Source organism: Chitinophaga oryzae, from assembly GCF_012516375.2.
GTDB classification, from domain to species: Bacteria; Bacteroidota; Bacteroidia; order Chitinophagales; family Chitinophagaceae; genus Chitinophaga; species Chitinophaga oryzae.
Map to the genome: position 1 here is coordinate 5,431,047 of NZ_CP051204.2, position 22,875 is coordinate 5,453,921.

A 22,875-nucleotide genomic window follows, 5' to 3' on the forward strand; every position below is an offset into this window, starting at 1 on the left:
ATAATGTATCATGGTGATTCCTGGTTGAGAACTTACGTTGGGAAGGGCTATGCACGGTGGATGAAAGTTGATCCAAAGTGGCATACGGAAACGTGCCAGGGTACAATAATACATATTTTTTCATAAAGTCTATAATTTTAGTAGACTATTTACAAAAATATCATTTGGCTCTAACGGGCAGGGCTATTGTTTAAAACAAAAAAGCCTGAAGCATTTGAAATACTTCAGGCTCATACCGGTATGCGGAAAAATTTATGACAGTGTTTTTTTCATCATAATATCTGTCTGCTCCTCCTCTCCCATGCTGAAAATATGCTGACTGAAAGCTACGAAACCGTTCTTCTCGTAAAACCGGATCGCCCTGGGATTATGTTCCCATACGCCCAGCCAGAGATAAGACTTCCCGAGCGCCAGCGCTGTCTCCAGCGCTTTTTCGTACAACAGTTGGCCTACTTTTTTACCATGATAATCGCTGCTAACATAAATACGTTCAATCTCGAGCGCAGTATCATCCTGCGCTTCTGTCTGCGCTTTACCGGTATTCAGTTTCAGGTAACCGACCGGCTTCGTTCCTTCCGTCGCCACAAAAAAGAAGGACTCGGGATTGTTCAGCTCACCGCGGACCTTCTCATCGCTAAAACTTTCTTCCAGGTACCGTTGCATATTGGTCGCCGTATTATGCGGCGCAAACGTTTCAAAAAAAGTCTGTCGCCCGATCAGCAGGATAGTGGCCAGGTCATCCGCTGTAGCTTTTCTGATGGTGATTCCGTCCATGTGGTATGCGTTAAGGACCACAAATATACCACCGTATCGGCGGACACCGATAGCCCGGTTTTCATAAAATAAACGGTCCACTTTTAAAATAAATCCATTTCCTGCTGACATATGGTTGTCACTTGCCGGTTATTTCTTTGTAATCACGAACAGAACGATTAACTTAATGATGATGAACACTTTTGATATTACTCAACAGCGATTACGGCAGCAATGCCTGATTACACCGCAGCACAAGCGGGCCGGTGAACTGGTTTCCTGGATGGGGGCTGTGCAGGCACAGGATTACGGCGCCGCGAAGTGGGCCATCGGGCAACGGCTTGCCGGCGCTACGGAGACGGCCATCGACGAAGCCATGGCCAGCTGGGAAATCATCCGAACGCATGTGTTGCGCCCTACCTGGCATTTTGTGTCGCCGGCAGACATCCGCTGGATGCTGAAGCTGACAGCCCCCAGGATCAAAGCTTTCTGTGCGTATAACGATAACCGTTGGGGTATCACGAAAGCGGTCATCACCAAAAGCCAGAAAGTACTGGAAAAACAGCTGCGCAATAAACAACAGCTGACACGGTTGCAGCTGGGACCGGCATTACAAAAGGCTGGTATCGTTACAGACGAATACCGCCTCGGCTCACTGCTGGCCCATGCGGAACTGGACGGACTTATCTGTAGCGGACCACGCCATGGTAAACAGTTTACCTATGTGCTGCTGGAAGAACACGTGCCGCCGGCTGCCCCGCTTTCCAAAGCCGAATCGCTGGCTACGCTGGCGAAACGGTATTTTGACAGCCACGGCCCCGCCACGTTACAGGATTTCGCGTGGTGGTCCGGATTGACGGTGACAGAAGCCAAAAGTGGACTGGAAGCCATAAAAGAGCAGCTTGTTGCCGTAGAAGCAGACGGCAAAACCTACTGGATGCCACCCGCGGAAGCCACTAAAGCCCAATCTTCCGTGTTCCTGCTGCCCGCTTTCGACGAGTTCACCGTCGCCTATAAAAAGAGAGACATACAACAACTGCGTATTGACGGCCAGCTTGCTCCCATGGCCAGCCTCGGCCCGGTCATCGTGGCCGACGGGCAAATCACCGGCACCTGGAAACGGACAGTCAACAAAAAAGACATCACCCTGGAACTGCAACACCTCCACCCACTGAAGAAAACACAGCTGACCACACTGAAAAAAGCTATTCAGCAATACAGCGCTTTCAGCGGACTTCCCGTTGTAATAAAATAGCACCCGCCAAAAGCCATTTAGCCATCCTGACAGCCGTGCCTCCTGTCAAGGTAAAGTAGTGCCGTTCCTCAAAGGCGTTTATCCTGCTACAACAGCAGCTCTTCCCTGAATGACACTCATCCGGCTCAATCTACCCCGGCAAGCCGCTCAAAAAATAAATTTCAAAAAAGAACGATCATTCTTTTATATTTGCATTACAAAAACGAACGATCATTCTTTTTAAAAGACAATACAATGACACTCAACCACTTAAACCTGACCGTCAATAATGTCACCGATGCAGCCCACTTCTTTCAGACGTACCTGGGTTTTACAGCAGCCAACGATCACCAGCCCAATGATGCGATGGCCATACTCATCGGTCCGGATGGGTTCCTGCTGGTACTCATGCATAACCGTTTCAATGACAAAGGCAATTCCACCTACCCCGATGCCTTTCATATCGGTTTTTACCTGCCGGACCAGGCGGCCGTGCACCACATATGGCAGCAACTGCATGACGGCGGCATTGCCCTCACCGAAACGCCCCGGCGCATCCGTAAGACCTTTGGATTTTACTTTCAGTACGATAATATCTTAATAGAAATCACCACTCCCGGCAAAGACTAACACATGGAATCCTTAAAGCCTATCGGCTGGTATCTGAAAGAAGCAGACAGCCTGATCACCGCTGCCTTCAACAACGCCTTTGAAAGCTTAGGCCTTACCCGCTTTCACTGGCAGCTGCTGAGAAACATCGCGGATAACGGAGAAATATATACGAAAGACTACTACCCGCAGGTAGCGCGGTTCATCACGCCGGAAACATTCCGGGCAATTATCACTTCCCTGACGGACAGGGACTGGATCAGCGTGCACAACGACATCTGCCGCTTCACTGCTTCCGGTGCGGACGTATTCGCATCAATAGAAGAAAGGCAAAAGCACATCCGGGACAAGATGCTGGAAGGCACCGATCCAGAAGACTACGCCCACACCGTTCTTTTCCTGGACAGGATTATTCAGAACTTAAAAACGCTCCCAGAGGTCCAGCCATAACATCCGGTCCCCGTCACGGATGAACACCGCGCTCGAATGACGGGTGTTCTCACTGTCAGCGAAAGTCTGTATCTCGGTATAAGTCAGCAGCACATGGTAAGAGGTGGCATAACCTTCTATATCCTTCACGGCTATACGCATTTCAGGAAATTTCCCCAATGCGCCCGGCATAAATGCTGCCAGCTCTTCCAGGGTAACCCGGTTTCCGCCGGGCCCCACCATCCGGAAATCGGGGCTGAAATTGCGGAGTAGCTCCGTAGTACCTGCTGTCCCTGCCTGCGCTTCGCCCCGGAACCAGGCGGCTATCTTTTCATGAAAACGGATAACTTCTTCTTTTGCTTTGCTAAGATTGTCCATATATGATCTTTTGTTTTTTTGCAGATGATTTCAGGGGGATGACCAACAGGAGCCCCGCCATCTGTAAGGCGGCCAGGATGCCCAGCGTGATGCCGGTGGCGGCAGGCGCCGCGTAAACATCCAGCAGCGCGAAGAATAAAGTCCCCAGCAATGCTACCCCCATCACGCTGCCCGTCTGGATGGCCGTACTCACAATGCCGGCGGCCTGGCCGGCCAGCGGCGCCGCGATGTCCGACAGGACGATACGCATCATGGAGGGCATCACCATACCGTGCCCTATACCCGCGCAAAATAATCCCGCCTGCACGATCAGCCCCGGTTCCGGCGACAGCGATAATCCTGCTACCACCCATACAAACCCAGCGGACAGCAGCCCCTGCCCCAGGCTGACGATATGCACGCCCAGCCGGTTTGCCAGTACAGGAGTGATCAACGGTCCCGCGAAAAAGCCCGCGGCGTAGGGCAATACCGACAGCCCTGCCGATAATACATCCCGGTGCAACTCGTGCTGCAGATAGTATGGAAACACCAGGAAAAACGCCGCCGTGTGATTATACAGGTAGATGATCGTCAGCCCGTTCACAAAACGCCGGTCGCGGAACAAAGGCAGATGTATCAAGGGGGTACGGCCCCGTCGCAGCACATACCGTTCCGTATATACGAAACACACGGCCGCCGCCGCCGAAGCCAGCAAACAACCGAATATCCATGCCGGCCAGCGCGCTTCCCTGCCCATGATCAACGGATAAATGAACAACAACAATCCCGCGGTAATCAGTAACATCCCCGGAATATCCGGCTGTTGCCGCACCGGCGGCCTGTTCTCCTTCAGGATAAACCACCCCGCAATAGCGGTGATCACCCCCACGGGAATATTGATCATAAACACGCTCTGCCAGCTCCAGCCGAAAAGACCCGCTTTGAGGAGAATCCCTCCCAGCAGCTGTCCGCCTATAGCCGCCAGCCCGAACACCGATCCAAAGATACCCATGGCCAGCGGCTGTTCTTTCACCGGAAATATTACCCTGATCGTAGATAATACCTGCGGCGCCAGCAAAGCTGCTGATAATCCCTGCGCTATGCGCGCAGCAATCAGCACCCGGATATCCCCCGCCATCGCACAAATACCCGATGTCAGCGTAAATACCGTCATGCCGGTCAAAAAAATACGTTTGCGCCCGTACATATCCCCCAACCGGCCGCCTGTCACCACAAATACCGCGTATGCCGCCCCATAACCGGCTATCACCAGCTGCAAAGCCCCGTCTGAAGCACCGAGGCTGGTCTTGATAGCCGGCAAAGCCACATTGACAATAAAAAAATCCAGTGGCGACAAAAACGCGCCCAGGCATAACACTGCCAGTGCCCACCAGCGGCGGCTTTCCATTGCTTCCATAAAACTCCGTGCTTTTTATGGCTGCAAAGAAAAACCCATTTGTACAATAAAAAACTGTACTTTAACAGGTTTTGCCAGTACTTTTGCTTCATGTTCAATAAACTGCTGCACGAGCCATACGATATCGTACTGGAGGAAAAAGACAACTGGGAACAGACGCGGTTCTCCCAACCCGCCTTTCAGCTGGTCTATATCCGCGAAGGCAAAGGGCATCATCACATCAATGGCAACCGGTATGATTACCATCCCGGCAAATTATATATCGTTGCCCCGGAAGACCACTATCACTGCGACATCACGGAGCGCACCACTTTCATTATTATTCGCTTCACGCAGCTTTTTATCACACAATTAAAAGATGATGCGGAAAGGCTGGAGCTGTGCGACTGGATGAAAAAAACAGATTACATCTTCCATAACTTCCACTCCAAGGCAGGCTGCATTTTTCGCGATGCTGCGGACGAAGCTATGACGCAGATGCTGCTGAACAGCATTGCCCGTGAACATCAGCAGCATGGCAAGGGCTATCAGCTGATCATCCGGCAGTCCATCTCCATCCTGCTCAACCTGATCGCGCGTAATCTCCTCATGTCGGAATCACCGGACATTCAGGAAAACAACGGTCCATCCTCTGTATTACGTATTATCAGCTATTTGCAGGAACATGTGTATCAGCCGGAAATGTTGCGTATGCCTGTACTGGCGGCACAGTTCAACATGTCGGTACATTACCTCGGCGAATATTTTAAAAAACACACCGGTGAAAGCGTACAGGATTATATTATCAGCTATAAACTCAGGCTGGTGGACGTCCGCCTGGCGTACAGCAATATGCGTGTCCGTGAAATAGCACAGGAACTGGGCTTTACAGACGAGAGTTACCTTTCCCGTCTCTTTAAAAAATACCGTGGCACCACGCCCGGCATGTACCGGAAGTTAAACCGCAAGCAACCGGTCAACGTTCCGTGAGCAAAGTAGCTGTTGCTAATGCCGGATTTTATTCGCAATTTATAGGGGTTAAATCCCCTTCCCATGAATGTGTCCCCCACCGCAAAGTACTTCCGCACCGGCGCCTGGATACTGCTATCCCTGCTGGCCGTCATCGTAGGCCTTTACCCTTCCCTTTATTTTGTTTTGGGAGAGAAGTTTGGGCTGCTCCGTTCCAAACCTCCTGCATTACTGACCAATACGCTGTGGCGCATCGGTTTCTATGCCCACATCCTTCCCGGCGGGCTGGCACTGCTGATCGGCTGGTTGCAATTCAATCGCAGGTTAAGGGAACGGCGGGTACAATTTCACCGGCAACTGGGTAAAGTATATGTCATCGCCGTGTTGATCAGCAGCCTGGCAGGCTTCTGTATCGGCTTCACCGCCACCGCCGGACCCGTTGCGCAGGCCGGCTTCATTTGCCTGGCCATCGTCTGGTTTACCACTACCCTGCTGGCTTATACCACCATCATAAAAGGTAATACGGCACAGCATGAAAAGCTGATGATTTACAGTTACGCCGCCTGCCTCGCCGCCGTCACGCTCCGGCTGTGGCTCCCGCTGCTGGTATATGAACTGCATCAGTTTGTCATTGCGTACCGCGTGGTAGCCTGGCTTTGCTGGGTGCCTAATATTTTCGTGGCCTGGCTCATCGCGCGCCGGCCCAGCGCAGCATAACGTATTTTTCCCCAGGATAACCACCTAACAGTCAAACATATACTAAATATCCACCAACCGTAGGCGTCATAAAACTAAATTTTTATACTTCTTTTTAAACATATGGCATAATTTTCGCTAAACGTGGCTAAACCTAAGATTCTTCAAAAATTTGAACCATGAAACAGATAGTTTTAGCCTTAGCCACTGTAGTAACACTCTTCGCATGTAACAGTAACAGTGCCGATACTGCAGCAGCAGTTGAAAAGGCCAAACAAGAGACGCTCGATTCCATCAATGCCGTTAACGTAGCTAAACAGCAGGTGATCGACTCCATGAACGCTATCCATCATTCCGCCCATAAAAGCCACCCGGTAGAAGCGCCTGCCCGCAATAACTACGCAGCGCCCAACACCGTAGCCGCCGATAATACCCCTGCTCCCGCACCAGCACCCGCTCCGCAGAAGAAAAAAGGCTGGAGCCATACCGCTAAAGGTGCCGTAGTAGGTGCTGGCGCCGGTGCCATCACCGGGGCTATCGTAAACCCTGACCGCGTGAAAGGTGCCGCCATCGGCGCTATCATTGGAGCAGGCGTAGGCGCAGGTACCGGTGCGATCGTGGACCACACCAAAAAGAAAAGAGCCGCACAGCAATAATTTGTTTTCCCGGGATTAAAATCCCGCTCTATATTTAATCACTTATTTCTTTATAAAAGACGTCTCCCCCCGGAGGCGTTTTTTATTGCCCGCAGGGCCGCCGGGCTGGAGTTCTTGGCTAAGATGAGGGATCCGGTCACAGGGCTATCACTCCCGGAACATAAACTTGTCCAGCGCTTTCCAGGGGCCCTGCAGGTACGCCCAGGTACCGAAACCGGTCGCGGTGATATCGAATGGAGTGAAAGTTTCTTTTAGCTGTGCCTGCAGCTGCGCCGCCTTAAAAGCGGTTACTTTATTCTGTATGGTAATATGCGGCCGGAGCGGCTGCCGGTCCTGCCGTACCAGCCAGGGATCAAATGCGGCCTGTAAGTCCTTATGCAGCTCCTGTAGCGCGGGGGCGTGCAACGTATAGGCCACCCCGGTACCGAAGCTCACAATATCATTTACCTGCAGTGGCATAGGGGCCCGTTGGCTATACTGTTGCAACGTCTCAGGGATAGCGGCTTCCATACCGGGCAACCGGTAGAACAAGGTAAGATGCGCCTTGAGGTAATTGGCATGCGCCGGGAAATGCAACTCCCTCAAAGTATTGAACCATGCCATATCGGAAGGGCTTATTTCCAGCGTTACGATGACCGGTTTGGGCTGCAATTGAAACATACGCACATTTATCTGTATTTTGCAAAGTAACAATCTTACCCGTATAATGGAACATACCTGGGATATCCTTACTTATCTGATAGACGGTTGTGCTATTTCCATCTTCCTTTTTCTGATAGCTGCTGTATTCATACCCGCATTAAAAAATGTTCGGTCAACATATTTACGCATTGCCAATACAACCTTTTCCATCCTTGGCTTAATTGCGCTGGGAATTTCGATCGTCCTGTACAGTACGATAGCCATCGATCTCCGGGACAATGAACTCCTGGGATTCCTCTCTCATAGAGCAAAATTTATATTGGCAGGGTTATTACTCCTGGGCATCGTCCCAATAATGGCGCTCTTCGGAAAGCGCGTAACCCAGACGGGATTTACATGCCTGTTATTGATTGTTGTCATTATCATAACACACATCGACGCCACTTCACAATGGTTGACTAATTTGACAGGGTTTTATAGTTTTCCTCGCGGTCACCTGTACGAAGCCCCCATCGTTAAATGGTACCGGCTCCTCATTGCCCTCCTTTTCTTCATAATTTGCTACTGGTTTACCCGTAGAAAAATCAGCCGCGCGTAATCAGTGCGTAGAACTGTTTGCGGTAAGTCTCCGACACCGGGATGATAGCATCGCCCACCCGGATACCGTCTTTTTCAATACTGTCAATTTTGGAGATGGCCACCATATAGGACTTGTGCACCCTGCAGACCTGCTGTGGCGGCAGCTCCTGCTCAAACCAGCCGAACGGCTGCAACGTCATGATCTGCTTCTGCTGCGTATATACTTTACGGTAGTCACGCCGCCCTTCGATGTATAAGATATCATCGAGCGATACTTTCTCCAGCTTCCACGATGTTTTAATGAAGATGTATGCCGGCGCAGCAGGCGCCTGCCGTTGCAGGTTATGCTGTACCTTGTCCATGGCCTGTATAAACCGGTCGAAGGTATAAGGCTTCAGGAGATAGTCCGTCACGTTCAGCTCATATCCTTTCAGTGCATATTGTTCATAAGCCGTGATCAGCACCACTTCGCAGCGTGTATTGTCCGCCTCCAGCAATTGTATGCCTGAGATACCCGGGATATTGATGTCCAGCAGGATAAGCTGCACCGGATGCAGGCGAAGGTATACCATCGCGTCGGCGCCATTGTCGAAAGTAGCCAGCAGTTGCAGATAAGGCAGCTTCTCTACGTACTCCTTCGCCCGCTCCAGCGCCAGCGGCTCGTCTTCTACTATGATACAACTGATTTTCATGCGTCCTGTAATATAAGGTTTACCTGGTAAACGCCCGCTTCCCGGGTGATACTCAGTTCATGCCGGCCGGGATACAGTAACTGCAACCGCTTTTGCAGCAAGTCGTTGCCCAGCCCGTTGTGTTCCTGCTTCATCGGCGCCGTCACGCTGTAAAGGTTACGGCAGACGAACACCATCCGGTTTGTTTCTATCTGCAGCCGTATCTGTATCGCTTTTTCCGCCTTTTTATGCTCCGCATGTTTAAAGGCATTTTCGATATAGGAAATGAACAGCATCGGCGCTATCATACGGTTGCCGGGCGTTCCGGTCACTTCATAGGTCACATAACCTGCATTGGACGAGCGGATACGCTGTAACTCAATGTATTGATCGATGTAGGTCATCTCCCGCGACAGCGGTATCAGCTCCCCGTCGGTTTCATACAACATAAACCGCATGATGCCGGATAGTTTATTCAGATACATGGAGGCCTTCTGTGCATCTTTCGAAATCAGTATGTCAATGTTGTTAATCGTGTTAAACAAAAAATGAGGGTTGATCTGCGCTTTAATCAGCGCCATAGACGTCTCATAATTTTTCCTGTTCAGCGCTTCTTTTATTTTGATGTCATTATACCAACTGATAAAGCCTTTCAAGACCAATCCGATAATGCCATGAATGGTTGCCAGTCCGGCCGTTACCAGTACCAAAGCGGCAAACTGCCGCCAGTTGCCGGCGAGACCTTTGTAAGGCAACAGCAGCAGCAGGGAAATAAACCCGCTGAGAAGTACCGCCGCCACACCTGTCAGAAACAGCCACCCTATCCGGTGAGGATGCATATAGCGTTTGAACAACAGACCGTAAAAACTATAAAAACCCAGCAGCGCAGGTACGAAACAAAAAATGGCTATCGGTATCATACTGCTGATGTCAATAGCCGTAATTTTCCCCGGGTAACGATCACCAGACAAAAAAAGAGCAGGAAACAATACATCATCCAGTAGCCGATATGTATCACAACCGTGACGATCTTTTTCATAGTTATCCTTTTTCCCTTTTGTTGATATATAACACATACGCCACTACGCAGAATGTTATAAAATAGCCTGCGGCCAGGGCGTAAATACTGACAGGTCTTATCACCTGATGAAAACCGTCGTTAAATACGAGTATACAGTAAATGTAGGGAATAATGTAACTGTATTTCCACTGGAATACAATGACAGACACAATATACCCGGCCAGCCCGATTCCCAGCGGCACCATAAAATTCCGGTAAAGTAATCCCAACAGGAACTGCATCGCCACTATCGGTAAACAGGCCAGCAGGAATTGTCCGTTACCATACAGGTATTTCAGCCATGGAAAAGGCGCTGCGGGGAAAGGTACTCCCTTTACGAACAATGCCGGCAGCACGCCTGTCAGGTAAATACCGGTATTAAACAACAGGAAGAAGAACAATAACATGACCAGGATGACAGTCAGTTTAGCCAGGAAGATGGTGGTAAACCGTTGCGGTGTCACATGCAACAGCTTCCAGGCGTTGCTGCGGGTCTCCAGCTGCGTGATCAGGCTGGTGACCAGGACCACGCCGATCGGCAGCAGAAAGAAACCCATATACTGCCAGGAGCGGTTGTACAGCTGCACCCAGATATCCGCCGAAGCATTTTGTTTTGCCAGCAGATCGAAATGATAAAAACGGATACACATTACGATGACCGGCACCAGCGTGCCGCCAATGACCGTGAGCCAGGCGGCCGCACTGTGTCTTCGCTTGATCCACTCGCTCTGTACACTATAGAGATAAGCTGTCATGATTTAAGATTGAATAAGGTCCATAAAGATGGTTTCGAGATCGTTTTTAACAGGCTGAATGCCGAATACGCCAATACCGCGCTGCACCAGGTGGCTGTTCAGCTCCGCGATGGCCGTTGCCGGCAACGCAGGCACCTGTATCCTGCCGGTATCGGTGCCAACCGGCACGTTGCGGGCCGCCAGCAGCGCCATCGCGGCCATGTTGTCCGTGGTGTCCAGCAGATAGCCACTCACCTGCTGCCGCAACCCCGCCAGCTGCTCCAGGCTGCCTTCAAACACCATACGCCCCTGGCTGATGATGCCGATATGGGTGGCCAGCCGCTCGACTTCCGGCAGCAGATGGCTGGAAATCAGGATACTGATCTCCTGCTCCCGGTTGATCTTCTTCAACAACTCCCGCATCTCGATGATACCGTTGGGGTCCAATCCGTTGGTAGGCTCGTCCAGTATCAACAGCTTCGGACGATGCAACATAGCCATCGCCAGCGCCAGCCGCTGTTTCATGCCCAGCGAAAACTGCCCGGCCTTTTTGTGGGCCGCCGCCGCCAGTCCCACCGTCTGCAACACCTCCATGATACGGGACCTCGGGCATTGATAAATACGCTGCAACACCAACAGGTTTTCCGCGGCGCTCAGGTGCTCGTATATCGCCGGACTTTCGATCAGGCAGCCCGTCTGCCGCAGCACCTCCAGGCGGTGCTCCCGGAAAGGGTGCCCCAGAATATGGACTGCGCCCGTCTGCATACGCAGTAGTCCGGTGATCAGGCGAAGCGTCGTCGTTTTGCCGGCGCCGTTAGGACCAAGAAAACCATAGATAGCGCCCTGCGGCACCCGCAGCGCTATATTATGCAACACTGGCGTGCCGTCTCTAAACTGATATGCCAGATCGGCTACTTCAATACAGTAATCCATAAATAAATAAATGATGACTGTTCAAAAATAGCCGCTCAGTCCGCGTCAGCCAACGGTATTGTGTGATATCCGGCGCTTTCTCTGCAAAACCGGTAAAATGTCCTGCAAAATTTTACATGGTAGTTTATGCAGTCTGGGTTATATTTAAGATAGATCTATAAAAACCGATGAGGATGACAAATACCCTTTCTGCGCTGCTGGTAACAGCTGCCCTGTTATCGGGGACAGCAGCCACCGCGCAGACGATACTGTTAAAAAACGCCACCGTAATAGACGGTACCGGCAGCCGTTCCCGGCAGCATACCGATATCCTGCTACAGGCAGACACCATCGCTGCAGTAGGCCCCCGTCTCAACGCTCCGGGAGCTACAGTGGTAGACCTGAGCGGTAAAACCGTCATGCCCGCGCTGATCAGCGTACATACGCACGTAGGCACGCTCAGGGGCATCACCACCAACGCCGTCAACTACACCCGGGAAAACATACTGCGGCAGCTACAGCAGTATGCCGACTATGGCGTGCTGCATGTGCTAGCCATGGGTACCGACAGGCCCCTGCTGTTTGAAAGCGGCCTGCGCGACTCCTCCGCCACCGGCCAGCTGCCAGGCGCACGCCTGCATTCCGCCGGCTATGGCTTTGGCGTGCCCAATGCCGCACCGCCGGTAGACTATGGCATGGACCTCGTCAACCGGCCTGCTACCGTCGCCGATGTGGCCCCCGCCATGGATAAAGTAGCACAGGTACATCCCGACGTGATAAAACTATGGGTAGATGATTTTGGCGGACGTTTTAAAAAGATGGAACCGGCAGTATACCAGGCAGTCATCTCCGAAGCCCACAAACATGGCATCAGAGCCGCTTCGCATCTGTATTACGCAGCAGACGCACTGCAACTGGCCAACGCCGGCGTGGACATCTTCGCACACAGTATCCGCGATAAAGACATCGACGAACAGCTGCTGCAAACCATGAAGTCAAAAGGTATCGTATACGTCCCTACGCTGTCGCTCGATGAATACGCCTATATCTATGCACGCCAACCCAAATGGCTACACGACGATTTTTTTAAACGTTCACTCGAACCCGGCGTATACGAGATGATCACCTCCCCTGCCTATCAGCAACAGCTGCAGGCCTCTCCCGCCTTCGCCAAAAACAAAGCGGCTTTCGAAACAGCGCTGCGCAACCTGCGTCGCATCTACCGCGCCGGCATTATGGTAGCCATGGGGACCGACTCCGGCGCAACGCCCGTGAGAGCGCAGGGTTTCTCAGAACACCTGGAACTGGAACTGATGGTACAGGCGGGACTAACACCGCTGGAAGCCATCAGCGTGGGCACCCGTAATGCCGCCAAAGTGCTGAAACTGCCGAACACCGGCACCATCGCACCCGGACAGGTAGCTGACCTGCTGGTACTGGCCGGCAACCCGGAGAAAGACATTAAAAACACCCGGCACATCGTGACGGTCTATAAAGCCGGTAAAAACATCCGGCCATAAACTTTTCGTACACCCAACAAAAGCAGCCTGATATGACCTTTCAAAACCGCACTATTTTTATCACCGGCGCCAGCAGAGGCATCGGTGAAGCCATTGCCCTGAAACTGGCCGCCGCCGGCGCCAACATCGTCATCGCCGCAAAAAGCACGGAAGAAGATCCCCGCCTGGGAGGTACCATCTTTTCGGTGGCGGAAGCCGTAGAGAAAGCCGGCGGTAAAGCCCTGCCGGTAAAAGTGGATATCCGTGAAGAAGACCAGATTCAACAGGCCGTGCAGCAGGCGGCTGAAAAATTCGGCGGCATCGATGTGGTCATTAACAACGCTTCGGCCATCCAGTTGACCAACACCGAACAAACGCCGGCCAAACGTTTCGACCTGATGTATGATATCAATGTAAGAGGTACTTTCCTCGTTACCCAGCATTGTATCCCCTATCTCAAAAAAGGCAACAACCCGCATATCCTCACCCTGTCGCCACCGGTGAATCTCTCCCCTAAATGGCTGGGCCCACATGTGGCGTATACCATCAGTAAATACAATATGAGCATGCTTACGCTGGGATGGGCAGAAGAGCTGAAGTCCGCCGGTATTGCTGCCAACTCCCTCTGGCCGGCCACTACCATCGCTACGGCGGCTATCAAAAATCTGCTGGGTGGAGAAGCCCTGATGAAAATAAGCCGCAAACCCGACATCATGGCGGATGCCGCATTTTATATCCTGGGCAAACCTGCCGCGTCCTGCACAGGGAATAACTTTATTGATGAAGCGGTATTAAAAGCAGAGGGGATTACAGATCTGGCGCACTACAACGTGACACCGGGCGGGAAACTGCAGCCGGATTTGTTCCTGTAAAAAAATACCGGGGGTTCGGGGGATAATGGTCGGCGTGGCCGTTAACTGATACTCTTTTTCTATGCCACTGATCACCGGCGCCAGCGATTCCATAGTACCAGTGAGCAACCGGCAGCTATCATGCTGACCGGGCCGTTGTTCGGCAACACGCTGCTGTTGCTCACTGGCCGCAAACTATTTATCTTCCTGTAATACTACTTTATAAGCGCTGCCCACAAAGGTTTCGGCTTTAGGCTCAGTGATCACCTGCATGTACATCTTTCCTTCTTCCGGGTTGGAGAGCTTGTAACGTACGGTGGCAGTGCCTTCGGCGAAGTTGATGCCGGTGATGGCAATCTGGTAGCCGGAATTAGGCTTGCTGCCCCGGGACAATACCACGCTGTTGACCTGTGCGTTTACCGGGGTAGTCGTTACCGTTACCTCGCTCTGTTGCTGATGTTCTTCCATACGTTGTTTGTGTTCTTTTACGAATGCCGCGGCCTTTGCCACCATGGCATTGGCTTCTGCCGGCGTAACATAGGCCCTTGGACGGAAATTATTTCTCTCCAGCTTTACCACGCCGAATTTAATCAGCGCCTGTACCGCATTGTTGCTCTTGTCTTTGTTAACGAAAGCGGCAGCATCGCCGATATTGATCCACATCATGTTCATCGGGTACGGGCCGGTGTGCTCTATCGCTTCTTCCAGCGCGAGGGCAAACTGCTCCCGGGTCATAGGCGTATTGAAACGTTGTTTACGGTCCAGCGTGATACCGTTGTTGGCCGCAATAATCACAGACTGGGCGTAGGATGCCTTATTATCTGCATACTGGCAGTAGTCGGTGGCCTTCGGTTCTTTGATAAACCGGATGTTGTCAATGTTGAGGCCCAGCCCTTTTACAATCAGGTCTATACCCTGGCCGTAAGTGATCGCTTTGGCCGCTTTTGGCTGAGCAGCCATGTTCATGGCCGTAGCAACGGTTTCCGTAGCGGGGTAAACATTTGCAGCCAGGCTGGCGAGGGAGCTGTGAAGCGTCAGGCAAACCAACGGCAATGCAATAACAGTACGTCTGTTCATGGGAAAATTGAGTTTTTCTGGTGTCAAATGTAATTTATTTTATCTTGTATGCAATTGAACAATCATATGTCCCGACCAACAATTCTTATCATTTTTTGATAAATAATAGATTAATAGTCAAACTTTAATGGCCCACCACTTGTCTGCAGCCGGCAAAAGCAGTACAACGCACAAGGATATTTAAATGTTACTGCGCTCGTTACAGGAAACCATAATTTAATACATTCCGGACCACGGAAAAGTTTTGTCGCGGGGTGCCCCCTGATTGGCGGACTTGCCCCTGCGGGTTTCACCGAATCATTCCTGAAACACCTGCATGGTATGGGGCCTCACGGCATCGCTACCATCAAAGCGGCTTTAGCGGAGAAAGGATGGTCACTGGCGCCGGAGCAACGCTGACCATCCCTTTTGCGTTAAATATGTAACTTTACGCTGACAGCAAATGAGTTACGCATGAAGTGGCAAGCCATCACCAGAAACAGGCAAAACATCCTCTACGGCCTCTCCCTGGCCATCCTGCTATTTCTCCTGAAATGGCTGGAACTTCGTTTCCTGATCATTCATCATGCGATGGAAATATATGTCGGCATGATAGCCGTTATTTTTACGGCGCTGGGTATCTGGCTGGCGTTAAAGCTGGCCCGGCCGAAAGTGGAAACGGTGATCGTGGAAAAACCGGTACCGGTGTTACCGGCTGCCCCCTTCTCGCTGAATACCGCGGAACTGGACCGGCTCGGACTGAGCAGCCGGGAACTGGAAGTGCTTCAACTCATGGCCGATGGACTCAGCAACCAGGAGATCGCCGGCCGCCTGTTCGTTTCCCTGAACACCATCAAGACCCACGCCTCCCGCGTATTCGAAAAACTGGACGTCAAAAGAAGGACACAAGCCGTGGAAAAAGCTAAACGATTGAGTATCATACCATAATCATCATCACCCGAAAGCAGGAAAAAAGGTAAAAAGTCCAAAATCATCCTAAAGTATGAATGGAAAATGATGCCGGAACGGCATTTTTGTACTCACGACTAAATACTGACAGATGAAAAAAAATGTGCTCGTTTTCGGATTAATTTCCGGCGCCATTATCAGCCTGATGATGGTATTTTCTGTTTTCTGGTGTTATAATGACCCCGACTTTAAAGGCAATATGGTGCTGGGCTATGCCGGCATGCTGATCGCCTTCTCTTTCATTTTTATCGGTGTCAAAAACTACCGCGACAAATACAGCAACGGCGCGGTCACCTTCGGCCTGGCTTTTAAAGTAGGTTTGCTGATAGCACTGATCGCCTCCACCGCCTATGTGGTGGTATGGCTGGTCGATTACTACCTGTTTGTCCCGGATTTCATGGACAAATACAACGCCCATATGCTGAAGCAGGCCAAAGAAGCCGGCGCTGACGCCGCCACTCTCAGCAAAAAGATGGCGGAAGCGGAGAACTTCAAACAAATGTATAAAAACCCGCTTTTTGTTATACTCATCACCTATTCGGAAGTACTGCCCATCGGCATCGTGATCGCGCTCATCAGCGCCCTGATATTAAAACGCAAAAAAGGCAGGGACACCGCCACCATGATCACTCACTCCTAAAGTATATCCATATGATAATAGCCATGACCGGGGTCCACGTTGACGACCCCCTGGAAGCTTTTCGCTTTTACACAGAGATACTGGGCTTTAAAGAGAAAGTCTATATGCCGGAAGCATTTCTGGCGGTAGTGGTCTCCCCGGAAGACCCGGACGGCACCACGCTGCTGCTGGAACCATCCACCCACCCGCTGGCCAAAGCCTATCACGAAGGGCTATACGCAGCAGGCATACCCGTCATCGTATTGGGCACTGCTGATATTGCAGCAGAATACGAACGGCTGACTGCCAAAGGCGTGGTGTTCCGAAAGCCTCCAACCAAGGTTGACTGGGGTATTGAAGCCATCTTTGAAGACGGATGCGGCAATTTGATTACCCTGGGGCAGATTTCCTGACTCAATGCGGCCAGGGCACGAACCCTGGCCGCATTGTTACGCAAGGCCTTTCAGGGGCCATCAGCAATTCACCATCCATTTAATCCCGTATTTATCGGTCAGGTTGCCGTGCCAGTCACCCCAGAACTGTTTGCCGAAAGGTACGCCTACCGTGCCGCCGGCAGACAGTGCGTCAAACGCCTGCTGCGCGGTCTGCTCATCGGGGAACGTGAGCGAAAGGGATACGTCTCCGCTGTTGCCCTTTGACTCCTTGCCGGGGAAAATATCGCTGGCATAGATGGCCAGGTCGTTGAAATGCAGGCGGCTATGCAACACCTTGTCCCTATAGGCTTCCGGTGCGTTCATGTTCGGATTGTCGTAGCGGGTCCATACTTTAAAAGTGCCGCCCAGCGCTTTCGCATAGAAATTCATTGCTTCTTCACAATTGCCCCCGAAAGTGAGATAGGGAATCAATTCATATTTTTTTCCTTCCATGACATATATTTTTTACGAAGGTGATAAATGCGGCGGATTATAAATTGTACGATTTAGACAGCCGTGCCGCAAGGGCAGGCTGTATCACCTGTACAATAGTATACTGCTCTTTCAGGAAATGCCGCGGGGTGGTGCCGGAGAGCTGTTTGAATTCGCGGATGAAATGGGACTGGTCATAGAAGCCGCAGCTGTGCGCCACGGCGGTCAGTGATTCATAACGACAGCTGTACATGGCCAGGATGGCTTTATTGAACCGCCGTATCTTCAGCAGTTCGGCAGGGGTGAGTCCTGCCACCTGGCAAAAGCGGCGTTCCATCGCTTTGTAGGAAACGCCGAAAGCCTTACAGGCGCCGGCAACGGACACCTCCTCCCGTTGCAGCATCCAGGCGGTGCATTGTTGCAGAAAATGATGGGGGGCATTATCAAATTGCAGGCGGCTGAGGAGAAACCGGTCGGTGAGCTGCACCCGTTGTTCGTCTGTAGCGGCTTCATACAGCTGTTCTTCGAGCAATGTATAGTCTTTGCCCAGCACATCGGGCAGGCTCCAGAAGTCGTTGGCCAGTAAATGGGCGGGGATGCGGAACAGCGGATAGGCGCCACCCAGCCGGAAGCGCACGGAGAATACATGCTGGTGGGCGGTTTGGGAGATCCGCAGCGCATGCCGGCGGATACCGATAATATGAGAGCCTTTTACCGGCTGGCGGGAACCGTCTTTGACACGGGCATAGTTATCGCCGAAGTTAAACATCAGCTCTATGGTGCCGTCGGGAATCAGCGATTCCTCTTCCCGGAAGGGAGGCCTGTCGGCGTCGGCCTTCCAGTAACATTCAACATATGGCGCCAGTTGCGGGTGAGGTGCAAACTCCCTGTAGATCATTTACCGGAGGTTTCTCCAAAAATAATCAAACAACACAATTTATCAACGCTTTTCGAGGATGCTTCTGAAGGTGGACATCGTTTCGAACATATTGTTGCGGATAATGGGGTCCGATACCCACCGCGGTATACGGGCGCTGCGGTTCGTAGTGATCGTGTAGGTGATCTGCATGGTGTTACTGCCGGTTTCTTCCATCAGCCATTTGCCACGGGTGCCGGTGATGCGCGTTACATCGCCGGAAACAGGGAAACGGTTGTTCAGCGTACTTTCGAAACTGATTTCGCCGGAACGTTCATTCCGCATCTTCAGCCGGAACAGCAGACAGCAGTCCTGGTCGCCGAAAGGCCAGGGGATATTGTATTTGAGGTAAGTGATCCATTCGCGGCCTTCTTCCAGCGGCAGCACCTGGTAAGCTTTGGCGCGGGCATTCCATACCACGCCCTGCTGCTGGTCTGTCAGCAGCCGCGCCACTGAAGGCACATCTGACTGAACGGTGAACACCGCTTTGATCTCCCGCACACTTTCTTCGTTACCGGCCGTGATCCATCGTTCGTACAAGGAGATGGACTTATCCCGTTTTACCAGCCGGTACTCCCCTTCGGCCTGCTGATGGGCGAAACCGGCAACAGACAGGCTTAACAGCAGGCAAAGCGTGAACATGGTCCGGAAAACCCGGTCCCACAACGTAGAACTCACCCCGAATCCCAGGTCGTCGTTCTTATAGTGATGCAGGTGATGATTGCGCCAGAGCGGTTTAAGCCATTTGAACGGTGGCGCCCAGGCATGGATAGCGTAGTGCATGCTTCCGTACAACAGGTAACCGGACACAAAACCCGGGAAGAAAGCGAACGCATTGTTTTTCATCAGGAGATAAAAAATACTGAATAAGAGCGAAGAGATAATGACGCTGGGCACCGGCGGCATAAACAGCCGCTGCCGGTCGCGCGGGTATTCGTGGTGATTGCCATGCAATGTATACACTACCCGGCGGATAGCCGGTTGGTCGCTGACCCAGTGAAAGATAAACCGGTGCGCCACATATTCGAAGAGCGTCCAGCTGAACATGGCCCCGAAGTAAGTCAGTACTACGCGGAGCAGTGAATATCCCAGGGTGGCATGGCTGTAATAGAGCATATATCCGATAACGGGCAGGTACATCCCAAAAATCACCGCAGGGTGCGTTTTGGTCAGCATCTCCAGGTAACGGCTCTTAAAAAGCCTCGCCTGCCCTTTGTTATGCACTTTTTCAAATTTCATGATGTGTTTTATTGATGGACGTTACAAAAATGCGACGTCCCGGCAGCCCGGCCAGCCATTTTTTCCCGAATTGTCGGATAACCGGGTTGAATTGTCGTGGATAATTCCCGAATGCGTAAATATTTTTCCCGATTGGATGGTGCAACTTCTATTTACTGATAGAATTTTGCGCCCGGGATTGTCAACTTATCACCATATATCATCATTATAGCACAGCCATGGCCAGGAAATTATCAGCGTTATTATTAACGCTCTTTAGTCTGATAGCCGGTGTAAACGCCCAGAGCGGCACCGGAGGAATCAAAGGAAATATTGTCACCAGCGAGGGAGAACCGGCCGCTTTTGTGAGCGTACGCATCGAACAGCACAGCAGGGGCACCGTCACCGATGGTAAGGGCGACTTCGCCTTCCGCCGCCTGGAGCCCGGAACATATGTATTACAGGTATCCCTGCTGGGATACGAGCCCATGGCCGAGACGGTAACCGTAACAGCCGGCCAAACCGCCACTGTAAAGCTGCACCTGCAGGTATCCAAAACACAACTGTCGGAAGTAACCGTAGTTGGCGGCCAGAACAAGCTGGCCAACAAGGAAAGTGATTATATCGCGCGCCTGCCCATCAAAAACCTGGAAAATCCGCAGGTGTACAACGTAATAGGCAAAGAACTGATGAAAGAACAGGTGATCACCAGTTTTGACGATGCGCTGAAAAACGCGCCAGGGGTTACCCGCCTGTGGTCTTCCACCGGCCGCGGCGGCGATGGCGCGGGTTATTTCACCATGCGCGGGTTCGCGGTACAGCCTACCATGGTCAACGGTATTGCCGGCATCTCCAACGGCAGCCCCGATCCGGCCGACATTGAACGTGTAGAAACCATCAAAGGCCCCTCCGGCACCCTGTTCGGCAGCAGCCTCGTTTCTTTTGGCGGCCTGATCAACATCGTCACCAAAAAACCTTACGACGCATTCGGTGGTGAAATCAGCTACACCGGCGGCACTTACGGCCTTAACCGCGTAACGGCAGACCTCAATACCCCGCTAAACAAGGATAAATCCGTTATCCTGCGCACCAATGCAGCCTATCACTCTGAAGGCAGCTTCCAGGATGCAGGCTTTAAACGCTCCTGGTTCCTGGCTCCCAGCCTCTCCTACCGTGTCAACGACCGCCTGTCGTTTCTCGTGAACACAGAATTCTATAGCGGTGAAGGCACCAACCCCACCATGATATTCCTAAACCGTCGCCGTCAGCTGATTGCCAGAACACCGGACCAGCTGGGCATCGATTTCACCCGGTCTTTCACCAGCAACGATATTGTCATCAAAACACCGTCCGTGAACCTCTTCGGTCAGGCCAACTATAAAATATCTGACCAGTGGACCTCCCAGACGACTGTTTCCAGGAGCACCCGCCGCAGCCAGGGCTACTACTCTTACGTGATGTTCCTCGATGAGGGCGGCACACGGGACAACCCTATGCCCGCCAACGACACGCTCATCAGCCGTTACCTGGCCCGCCAGAATTCCACTACCACCGCCACCGACGTTCAGCAGAACTTCATCGGCGATTTCAAAATCGGTAGCCTGCGCAACCGCCTGGTGGCCGGACTGGACTTCCTGAGCCAATTCACCGAAAACGACAACTCACCCTATATCCGCTTCGACCTCATTAATACCGTGAATCCAAAAGACCCGCGCTACTCCCAGCTCAACAAGGCCGCCGTAGACGCCCGCCTGGCCCAGGCTACGACCGGGCAGGTAAGAAACGCCACTACCAACTATACTTACAGCGCCTACGTTTCCGACGTATTAAATATCACCGACCAGCTGATCGCCATGGCCAGCTTACGGGTTGACCACTTTGTTACCAAACCCACCAAAAACTACGTGACCGGCGAGAAAGGCAAAGATGATTTCAGCCAGACTTCCGTCTCCCCGAAGTTTGGTTTGATCTACCAGGTAGTGAAAGATAAAGTAAGCCTGTTTGCCAACTACATGAACGGGTTCAAAAATTCAGCGCCTGTCACCCAGTCACTGCCGGAGTACAGCGGCGTGCTGAAGCCGCAGCAGGCCAACCAGTTTGAAGGCGGTGTGAAACTGAATGTGCTCAATAATAAACTGAGCATGAGCGCCAGCTACTACAATATTCTCGTGACGAATATGACACGCAGCATTGACGTGGAAAAAGACGGCAACCACTATAATATTACCGTACAGGATGGTTCCCAGCGCAGCAAGGGTGTGGAAGTGGACCTGATCGCCAATCCCCTGCCGGGATTAAACATTGTGGCGGGATATGGTTATAATGACAGCAAAATGGAGAAATCCGATTCCGGCATACTCGGCCGTCGCCCTGTCAGCGCAGGCCCTGAGCATGTGGCCAACTGGTGGATCAGCTATACCGCTACCAGCGGCAAACTGCACGGCCTTGGTCTTGGATTCGGCGGTAACTACGGCAGCGAAAACCTGATCACCAATTCAAAAGCGACCGGTGTATTCACGCTGCCATCCTACACTGTATTGAATGCTGGTATTTTCTACCAGGTGAATGCCTATCGTCTTGCGCTGAAAATGGACAATATCACCGACAAGGCATATTATGGCGGATGGACGACCGTAGAGAGAATGATGCCCCGCCGCTTCTCTGCCAGCGTAGCCTTTAAATTTTAATTACGAATTACGAATTGAGGGCACCCTTTTGGAAAGGTTATTAAATAACCGCTCTGTAAGGGTGCCCTCAATTCGTAATTCGTAATTCGTAATTCGTAATTCGTAATTTGTAATTATTTCCGTGGGCCAATCTCTCCCAGATGTGTGTCTTTGAAGCCGGTCATGTATTTGAGCCCGTAGCCAAATACGCGGTCCATGCAGGAGTGGGCAAACAGGATAATGCCAGCAAACGCCAGCCATTCAAATCCCAGCAGGTGACCGGCGAGGTATACCAGCAGGGCGATCCCTTTATGGTGAAAGAAGTTGTACACTACGGCGCCCACTTTGTTGCCCGCAGCGTAACCGATCATGCTGAGGTCCGGTAGCAGCAGGCAGGCCGGGAACACCCACCAGGCATAGGATATCCGCACATTAAAAAGGAGGATGGCCATGAGGAACATAGCAACTTCTTCGAGATTCAACAATGTCTTCATATAAAATTTTCTGGCAGCAAAAGT

26 protein-coding genes are annotated in these 22,875 nt (G+C 51.8%); 12 read left to right on the forward strand and 14 right to left on the reverse strand.

Features of this window, described 5'->3' with window-relative positions; all coding sequences use genetic code 11:
- Positions 1 to 252 precede the first annotated feature (252 nt).
- Positions 253 to 774, reverse strand: coding sequence for a GNAT family N-acetyltransferase (locus HF324_RS21535; RefSeq protein WP_168804474.1), 522 nt, complete (start codon positions 772 to 774; stop codon positions 253 to 255).
- 166 nt (positions 775 to 940) lie between these two features.
- Here HF324_RS21535 and HF324_RS21540 point away from each other — a divergent pair, with 166 nt between their 5' ends.
- The 3 genes from HF324_RS21540 (at position 941) to HF324_RS21550 (ending at position 3,046) form a co-directional block, all read left to right on the forward strand.
- Positions 941 to 2,008 carry a winged helix DNA-binding domain-containing protein gene (locus tag HF324_RS21540; RefSeq protein ID WP_168860795.1) on the forward strand — a complete coding sequence of 356 codons (1,068 nt, stop codon included), beginning with the start codon at positions 941 to 943 and terminating at the stop codon, positions 2,006 to 2,008.
- A 234-nt stretch (positions 2,009 to 2,242) separates the two neighbouring features.
- The gene (locus HF324_RS21545; protein WP_168860796.1) at positions 2,243 to 2,617 is read left to right on the forward strand and encodes a VOC family protein; all 375 of its coding nucleotides are present in this window, start codon (positions 2,243 to 2,245) and stop codon (positions 2,615 to 2,617) included.
- 3 nt (positions 2,618 to 2,620) lie between these two features.
- The gene (locus tag HF324_RS21550; RefSeq protein WP_168804477.1) at positions 2,621 to 3,046 is read left to right on the forward strand and encodes a MarR family winged helix-turn-helix transcriptional regulator; all 426 of its coding nucleotides are present in this window, start codon (positions 2,621 to 2,623) and stop codon (positions 3,044 to 3,046) included.
- On the opposite strand, the gene HF324_RS21555 is transcribed toward HF324_RS21550, so the two are convergent.
- Together HF324_RS21555 and HF324_RS21560 are read right to left on the reverse strand one after the other, a co-directional pair.
- A complete protein-coding gene (locus tag HF324_RS21555; protein ID WP_168804478.1) occupies positions 3,017 to 3,403 on the reverse strand; it encodes a DUF4440 domain-containing protein in 387 nt (128 codons plus the stop codon). The genes HF324_RS21550 and HF324_RS21555 overlap by 30 nt on opposite strands.
- Complete coding sequence (locus HF324_RS21560) at positions 3,390 to 4,799, reverse strand: MFS transporter (RefSeq protein WP_168860797.1); 1,410 nt, start codon at positions 4,797 to 4,799, stop codon at positions 3,390 to 3,392. The genes HF324_RS21555 and HF324_RS21560 overlap by 14 nt, the downstream gene beginning before the upstream one ends.
- Before the next feature lie 90 nt (positions 4,800 to 4,889).
- On the opposite strand from HF324_RS21560, the gene HF324_RS21565 reads away from it, so the two are divergent.
- The 3 genes from HF324_RS21565 (at position 4,890) to HF324_RS21575 (ending at position 7,099) form a co-directional block, all read left to right on the forward strand.
- Positions 4,890 to 5,768, forward strand: a complete 879-nt coding sequence (locus HF324_RS21565) for a helix-turn-helix domain-containing protein (RefSeq protein WP_168804480.1) — start codon at positions 4,890 to 4,892, stop codon at positions 5,766 to 5,768.
- Between the two features lie 63 nt (positions 5,769 to 5,831).
- A complete protein-coding gene (locus tag HF324_RS21570) occupies positions 5,832 to 6,464 on the forward strand; it encodes a DUF2306 domain-containing protein (RefSeq protein WP_168860798.1) in 633 nt (210 codons plus the stop codon).
- Positions 6,465 to 6,622: 158 nt separating this feature from the next.
- Positions 6,623 to 7,099, forward strand: a complete 477-nt coding sequence (locus HF324_RS21575; protein WP_168804482.1) for a YMGG-like glycine zipper-containing protein — start codon at positions 6,623 to 6,625, stop codon at positions 7,097 to 7,099.
- 147 nt (positions 7,100 to 7,246) lie between these two features.
- Here the strand turns inward: HF324_RS21575 and HF324_RS21580 are convergent, their stop codons facing one another.
- The 6 genes from HF324_RS21580 to HF324_RS21605 form a co-directional block, all read right to left on the reverse strand.
- On the reverse strand, positions 7,247 to 7,759 hold the full coding sequence (locus HF324_RS21580) for a 2'-5' RNA ligase family protein (protein ID WP_168804483.1): 513 nt from the start codon (positions 7,757 to 7,759) through the stop codon (positions 7,247 to 7,249).
- 566 nt (positions 7,760 to 8,325) lie between these two features.
- The gene (locus tag HF324_RS21590) at positions 8,326 to 9,012 is read right to left on the reverse strand and encodes a LytR/AlgR family response regulator transcription factor (RefSeq protein ID WP_168804485.1); all 687 of its coding nucleotides are present in this window, start codon (positions 9,010 to 9,012) and stop codon (positions 8,326 to 8,328) included.
- Complete coding sequence (locus HF324_RS21595) at positions 9,009 to 9,911, reverse strand: sensor histidine kinase (RefSeq protein WP_168860799.1); 903 nt, start codon at positions 9,909 to 9,911, stop codon at positions 9,009 to 9,011. Before HF324_RS21595 ends, HF324_RS21590 begins: the two co-directional genes overlap by 4 nt.
- The gene (locus HF324_RS33665) at positions 9,908 to 10,030 is read right to left on the reverse strand and encodes a hypothetical protein (RefSeq protein ID WP_258539173.1); all 123 of its coding nucleotides are present in this window, start codon (positions 10,028 to 10,030) and stop codon (positions 9,908 to 9,910) included. Before HF324_RS33665 ends, HF324_RS21595 begins: the two co-directional genes overlap by 4 nt.
- A 2-nt stretch (positions 10,031 to 10,032) precedes the next feature.
- The gene (locus HF324_RS21600; protein WP_168860800.1) at positions 10,033 to 10,806 is read right to left on the reverse strand and encodes an ABC transporter permease; all 774 of its coding nucleotides are present in this window, start codon (positions 10,804 to 10,806) and stop codon (positions 10,033 to 10,035) included.
- Positions 10,807 to 10,809: 3 nt separating this feature from the next.
- Positions 10,810 to 11,718, reverse strand: a complete 909-nt coding sequence (locus tag HF324_RS21605) for an ABC transporter ATP-binding protein (RefSeq protein ID WP_168860801.1) — start codon at positions 11,716 to 11,718, stop codon at positions 10,810 to 10,812.
- Between the two features lie 173 nt (positions 11,719 to 11,891).
- On the opposite strand from HF324_RS21605, the gene HF324_RS21610 reads away from it, so the two are divergent.
- Positions 11,892 to 13,217, forward strand: a complete 1,326-nt coding sequence (locus HF324_RS21610) for an amidohydrolase family protein (protein ID WP_168860802.1) — start codon at positions 11,892 to 11,894, stop codon at positions 13,215 to 13,217.
- A gap of 32 nt (positions 13,218 to 13,249) precedes the next feature.
- Positions 13,250 to 14,068 carry an SDR family oxidoreductase gene (locus tag HF324_RS21615; protein ID WP_078668446.1) on the forward strand — a complete coding sequence of 273 codons (819 nt, stop codon included), beginning with the start codon at positions 13,250 to 13,252 and terminating at the stop codon, positions 14,066 to 14,068.
- Positions 14,069 to 14,242: 174 nt separating this feature from the next.
- On the opposite strand, the gene HF324_RS21620 is transcribed toward HF324_RS21615, so the two are convergent.
- On the reverse strand, positions 14,243 to 15,124 hold the full coding sequence (locus HF324_RS21620) for a protease complex subunit PrcB family protein (RefSeq protein WP_168860803.1): 882 nt from the start codon (positions 15,122 to 15,124) through the stop codon (positions 14,243 to 14,245).
- A gap of 453 nt (positions 15,125 to 15,577) precedes the next feature.
- On the opposite strand from HF324_RS21620, the gene HF324_RS21625 reads away from it, so the two are divergent.
- The 3 genes from HF324_RS21625 to HF324_RS21635 all read left to right on the forward strand — a co-directional run bounded on the left by HF324_RS21625 (position 15,578) and on the right by HF324_RS21635 (position 17,104).
- A complete protein-coding gene (locus HF324_RS21625) occupies positions 15,578 to 16,051 on the forward strand; it encodes a response regulator transcription factor (RefSeq protein WP_168804492.1) in 474 nt (157 codons plus the stop codon).
- A gap of 112 nt (positions 16,052 to 16,163) precedes the next feature.
- Positions 16,164 to 16,712 carry a DUF4199 domain-containing protein gene (locus tag HF324_RS21630; RefSeq protein WP_168804493.1) on the forward strand — a complete coding sequence of 183 codons (549 nt, stop codon included), beginning with the start codon at positions 16,164 to 16,166 and terminating at the stop codon, positions 16,710 to 16,712.
- A gap of 11 nt (positions 16,713 to 16,723) precedes the next feature.
- Positions 16,724 to 17,104 carry a VOC family protein gene (locus HF324_RS21635; RefSeq protein WP_168804494.1) on the forward strand — a complete coding sequence of 127 codons (381 nt, stop codon included), beginning with the start codon at positions 16,724 to 16,726 and terminating at the stop codon, positions 17,102 to 17,104.
- A 60-nt stretch (positions 17,105 to 17,164) separates the two neighbouring features.
- Here the strand turns inward: HF324_RS21635 and HF324_RS21640 are convergent, their stop codons facing one another.
- Genes HF324_RS21640 through HF324_RS21650 form a run of 3 tightly spaced genes read right to left on the reverse strand, consistent with a single transcriptional unit; the run spans position 17,165 to position 19,712 of the window.
- The gene (locus tag HF324_RS21640; RefSeq protein ID WP_168804495.1) at positions 17,165 to 17,578 is read right to left on the reverse strand and encodes a VOC family protein; all 414 of its coding nucleotides are present in this window, start codon (positions 17,576 to 17,578) and stop codon (positions 17,165 to 17,167) included.
- Between the two features lie 37 nt (positions 17,579 to 17,615).
- Positions 17,616 to 18,455, reverse strand: coding sequence for a helix-turn-helix domain-containing protein (locus HF324_RS21645; RefSeq protein WP_168804496.1), 840 nt, complete (start codon positions 18,453 to 18,455; stop codon positions 17,616 to 17,618).
- A gap of 42 nt (positions 18,456 to 18,497) precedes the next feature.
- On the reverse strand, positions 18,498 to 19,712 hold the full coding sequence (locus HF324_RS21650; RefSeq protein WP_168804497.1) for a sterol desaturase family protein: 1,215 nt from the start codon (positions 19,710 to 19,712) through the stop codon (positions 18,498 to 18,500).
- A 218-nt stretch (positions 19,713 to 19,930) separates the two neighbouring features.
- On the opposite strand from HF324_RS21650, the gene HF324_RS21655 reads away from it, so the two are divergent.
- Entirely contained in the window at positions 19,931 to 22,378 is a 2,448-nt protein-coding gene (locus HF324_RS21655; protein ID WP_168804498.1) for a TonB-dependent receptor, read from the forward strand.
- Positions 22,379 to 22,491: 113 nt separating this feature from the next.
- On the opposite strand, the gene HF324_RS21660 is transcribed toward HF324_RS21655, so the two are convergent.
- Positions 22,492 to 22,851: a DUF4260 domain-containing protein gene (locus HF324_RS21660; protein WP_168804499.1), complete on the reverse strand. Its 360-nt coding sequence runs from the start codon at positions 22,849 to 22,851 to the stop codon at positions 22,492 to 22,494.
- Positions 22,852 to 22,875 lie beyond the last annotated feature (24 nt).

Excerpts from the sequence above, each read along its gene's own strand:
- HF324_RS21535 (WP_168804474.1), bottom strand. The coding sequence starts at position 774 with ATGGACGGAATCACCATCAGAAAAGCTACAGCGGATGACCTGGCCACT.
- HF324_RS21540 (WP_168860795.1), top strand. The coding sequence starts at position 941 with ATGATGATGAACACTTTTGATATTACTCAACAGCGATTACGGCAGCAA.
- HF324_RS21545 (WP_168860796.1), top strand. The coding sequence starts at position 2,243 with ATGACACTCAACCACTTAAACCTGACCGTCAATAATGTCACCGATGCA.
- HF324_RS21550 (WP_168804477.1), top strand. The coding sequence starts at position 2,621 with ATGGAATCCTTAAAGCCTATCGGCTGGTATCTGAAAGAAGCAGACAGC.
- HF324_RS21555 (WP_168804478.1), bottom strand. The coding sequence starts at position 3,403 with ATGGACAATCTTAGCAAAGCAAAAGAAGAAGTTATCCGTTTTCATGAA.
- HF324_RS21560 (WP_168860797.1), bottom strand. The coding sequence starts at position 4,799 with ATGGAAGCAATGGAAAGCCGCCGCTGGTGGGCACTGGCAGTGTTATGC.
- HF324_RS21565 (WP_168804480.1), top strand. The coding sequence starts at position 4,890 with ATGTTCAATAAACTGCTGCACGAGCCATACGATATCGTACTGGAGGAA.
- HF324_RS21570 (WP_168860798.1), top strand. The coding sequence starts at position 5,832 with ATGAATGTGTCCCCCACCGCAAAGTACTTCCGCACCGGCGCCTGGATA.
- HF324_RS21575 (WP_168804482.1), top strand. The coding sequence starts at position 6,623 with ATGAAACAGATAGTTTTAGCCTTAGCCACTGTAGTAACACTCTTCGCA.
- HF324_RS21580 (WP_168804483.1), bottom strand. The coding sequence starts at position 7,759 with ATGTTTCAATTGCAGCCCAAACCGGTCATCGTAACGCTGGAAATAAGC.
- HF324_RS21590 (WP_168804485.1), bottom strand. The coding sequence starts at position 9,012 with ATGAAAATCAGTTGTATCATAGTAGAAGACGAGCCGCTGGCGCTGGAG.
- HF324_RS21595 (WP_168860799.1), bottom strand. The coding sequence starts at position 9,911 with ATGATACCGATAGCCATTTTTTGTTTCGTACCTGCGCTGCTGGGTTTT.
- HF324_RS33665 (WP_258539173.1), bottom strand. The coding sequence starts at position 10,030 with ATGAAAAAGATCGTCACGGTTGTGATACATATCGGCTACTGGATGATG.
- HF324_RS21600 (WP_168860800.1), bottom strand. The coding sequence starts at position 10,806 with ATGACAGCTTATCTCTATAGTGTACAGAGCGAGTGGATCAAGCGAAGA.
- HF324_RS21605 (WP_168860801.1), bottom strand. The coding sequence starts at position 11,718 with ATGGATTACTGTATTGAAGTAGCCGATCTGGCATATCAGTTTAGAGAC.
- HF324_RS21610 (WP_168860802.1), top strand. The coding sequence starts at position 11,892 with ATGACAAATACCCTTTCTGCGCTGCTGGTAACAGCTGCCCTGTTATCG.
- HF324_RS21615 (WP_078668446.1), top strand. The coding sequence starts at position 13,250 with ATGACCTTTCAAAACCGCACTATTTTTATCACCGGCGCCAGCAGAGGC.
- HF324_RS21620 (WP_168860803.1), bottom strand. The coding sequence starts at position 15,124 with ATGAACAGACGTACTGTTATTGCATTGCCGTTGGTTTGCCTGACGCTT.
- HF324_RS21625 (WP_168804492.1), top strand. The coding sequence starts at position 15,578 with ATGAAGTGGCAAGCCATCACCAGAAACAGGCAAAACATCCTCTACGGC.
- HF324_RS21630 (WP_168804493.1), top strand. The coding sequence starts at position 16,164 with ATGAAAAAAAATGTGCTCGTTTTCGGATTAATTTCCGGCGCCATTATC.
- HF324_RS21635 (WP_168804494.1), top strand. The coding sequence starts at position 16,724 with ATGATAATAGCCATGACCGGGGTCCACGTTGACGACCCCCTGGAAGCT.
- HF324_RS21640 (WP_168804495.1), bottom strand. The coding sequence starts at position 17,578 with ATGGAAGGAAAAAAATATGAATTGATTCCCTATCTCACTTTCGGGGGC.
- HF324_RS21645 (WP_168804496.1), bottom strand. The coding sequence starts at position 18,455 with ATGATCTACAGGGAGTTTGCACCTCACCCGCAACTGGCGCCATATGTT.
- HF324_RS21650 (WP_168804497.1), bottom strand. The coding sequence starts at position 19,712 with ATGAAATTTGAAAAAGTGCATAACAAAGGGCAGGCGAGGCTTTTTAAG.
- HF324_RS21655 (WP_168804498.1), top strand. The coding sequence starts at position 19,931 with ATGGCCAGGAAATTATCAGCGTTATTATTAACGCTCTTTAGTCTGATA.
- HF324_RS21660 (WP_168804499.1), bottom strand. The coding sequence starts at position 22,851 with ATGAAGACATTGTTGAATCTCGAAGAAGTTGCTATGTTCCTCATGGCC.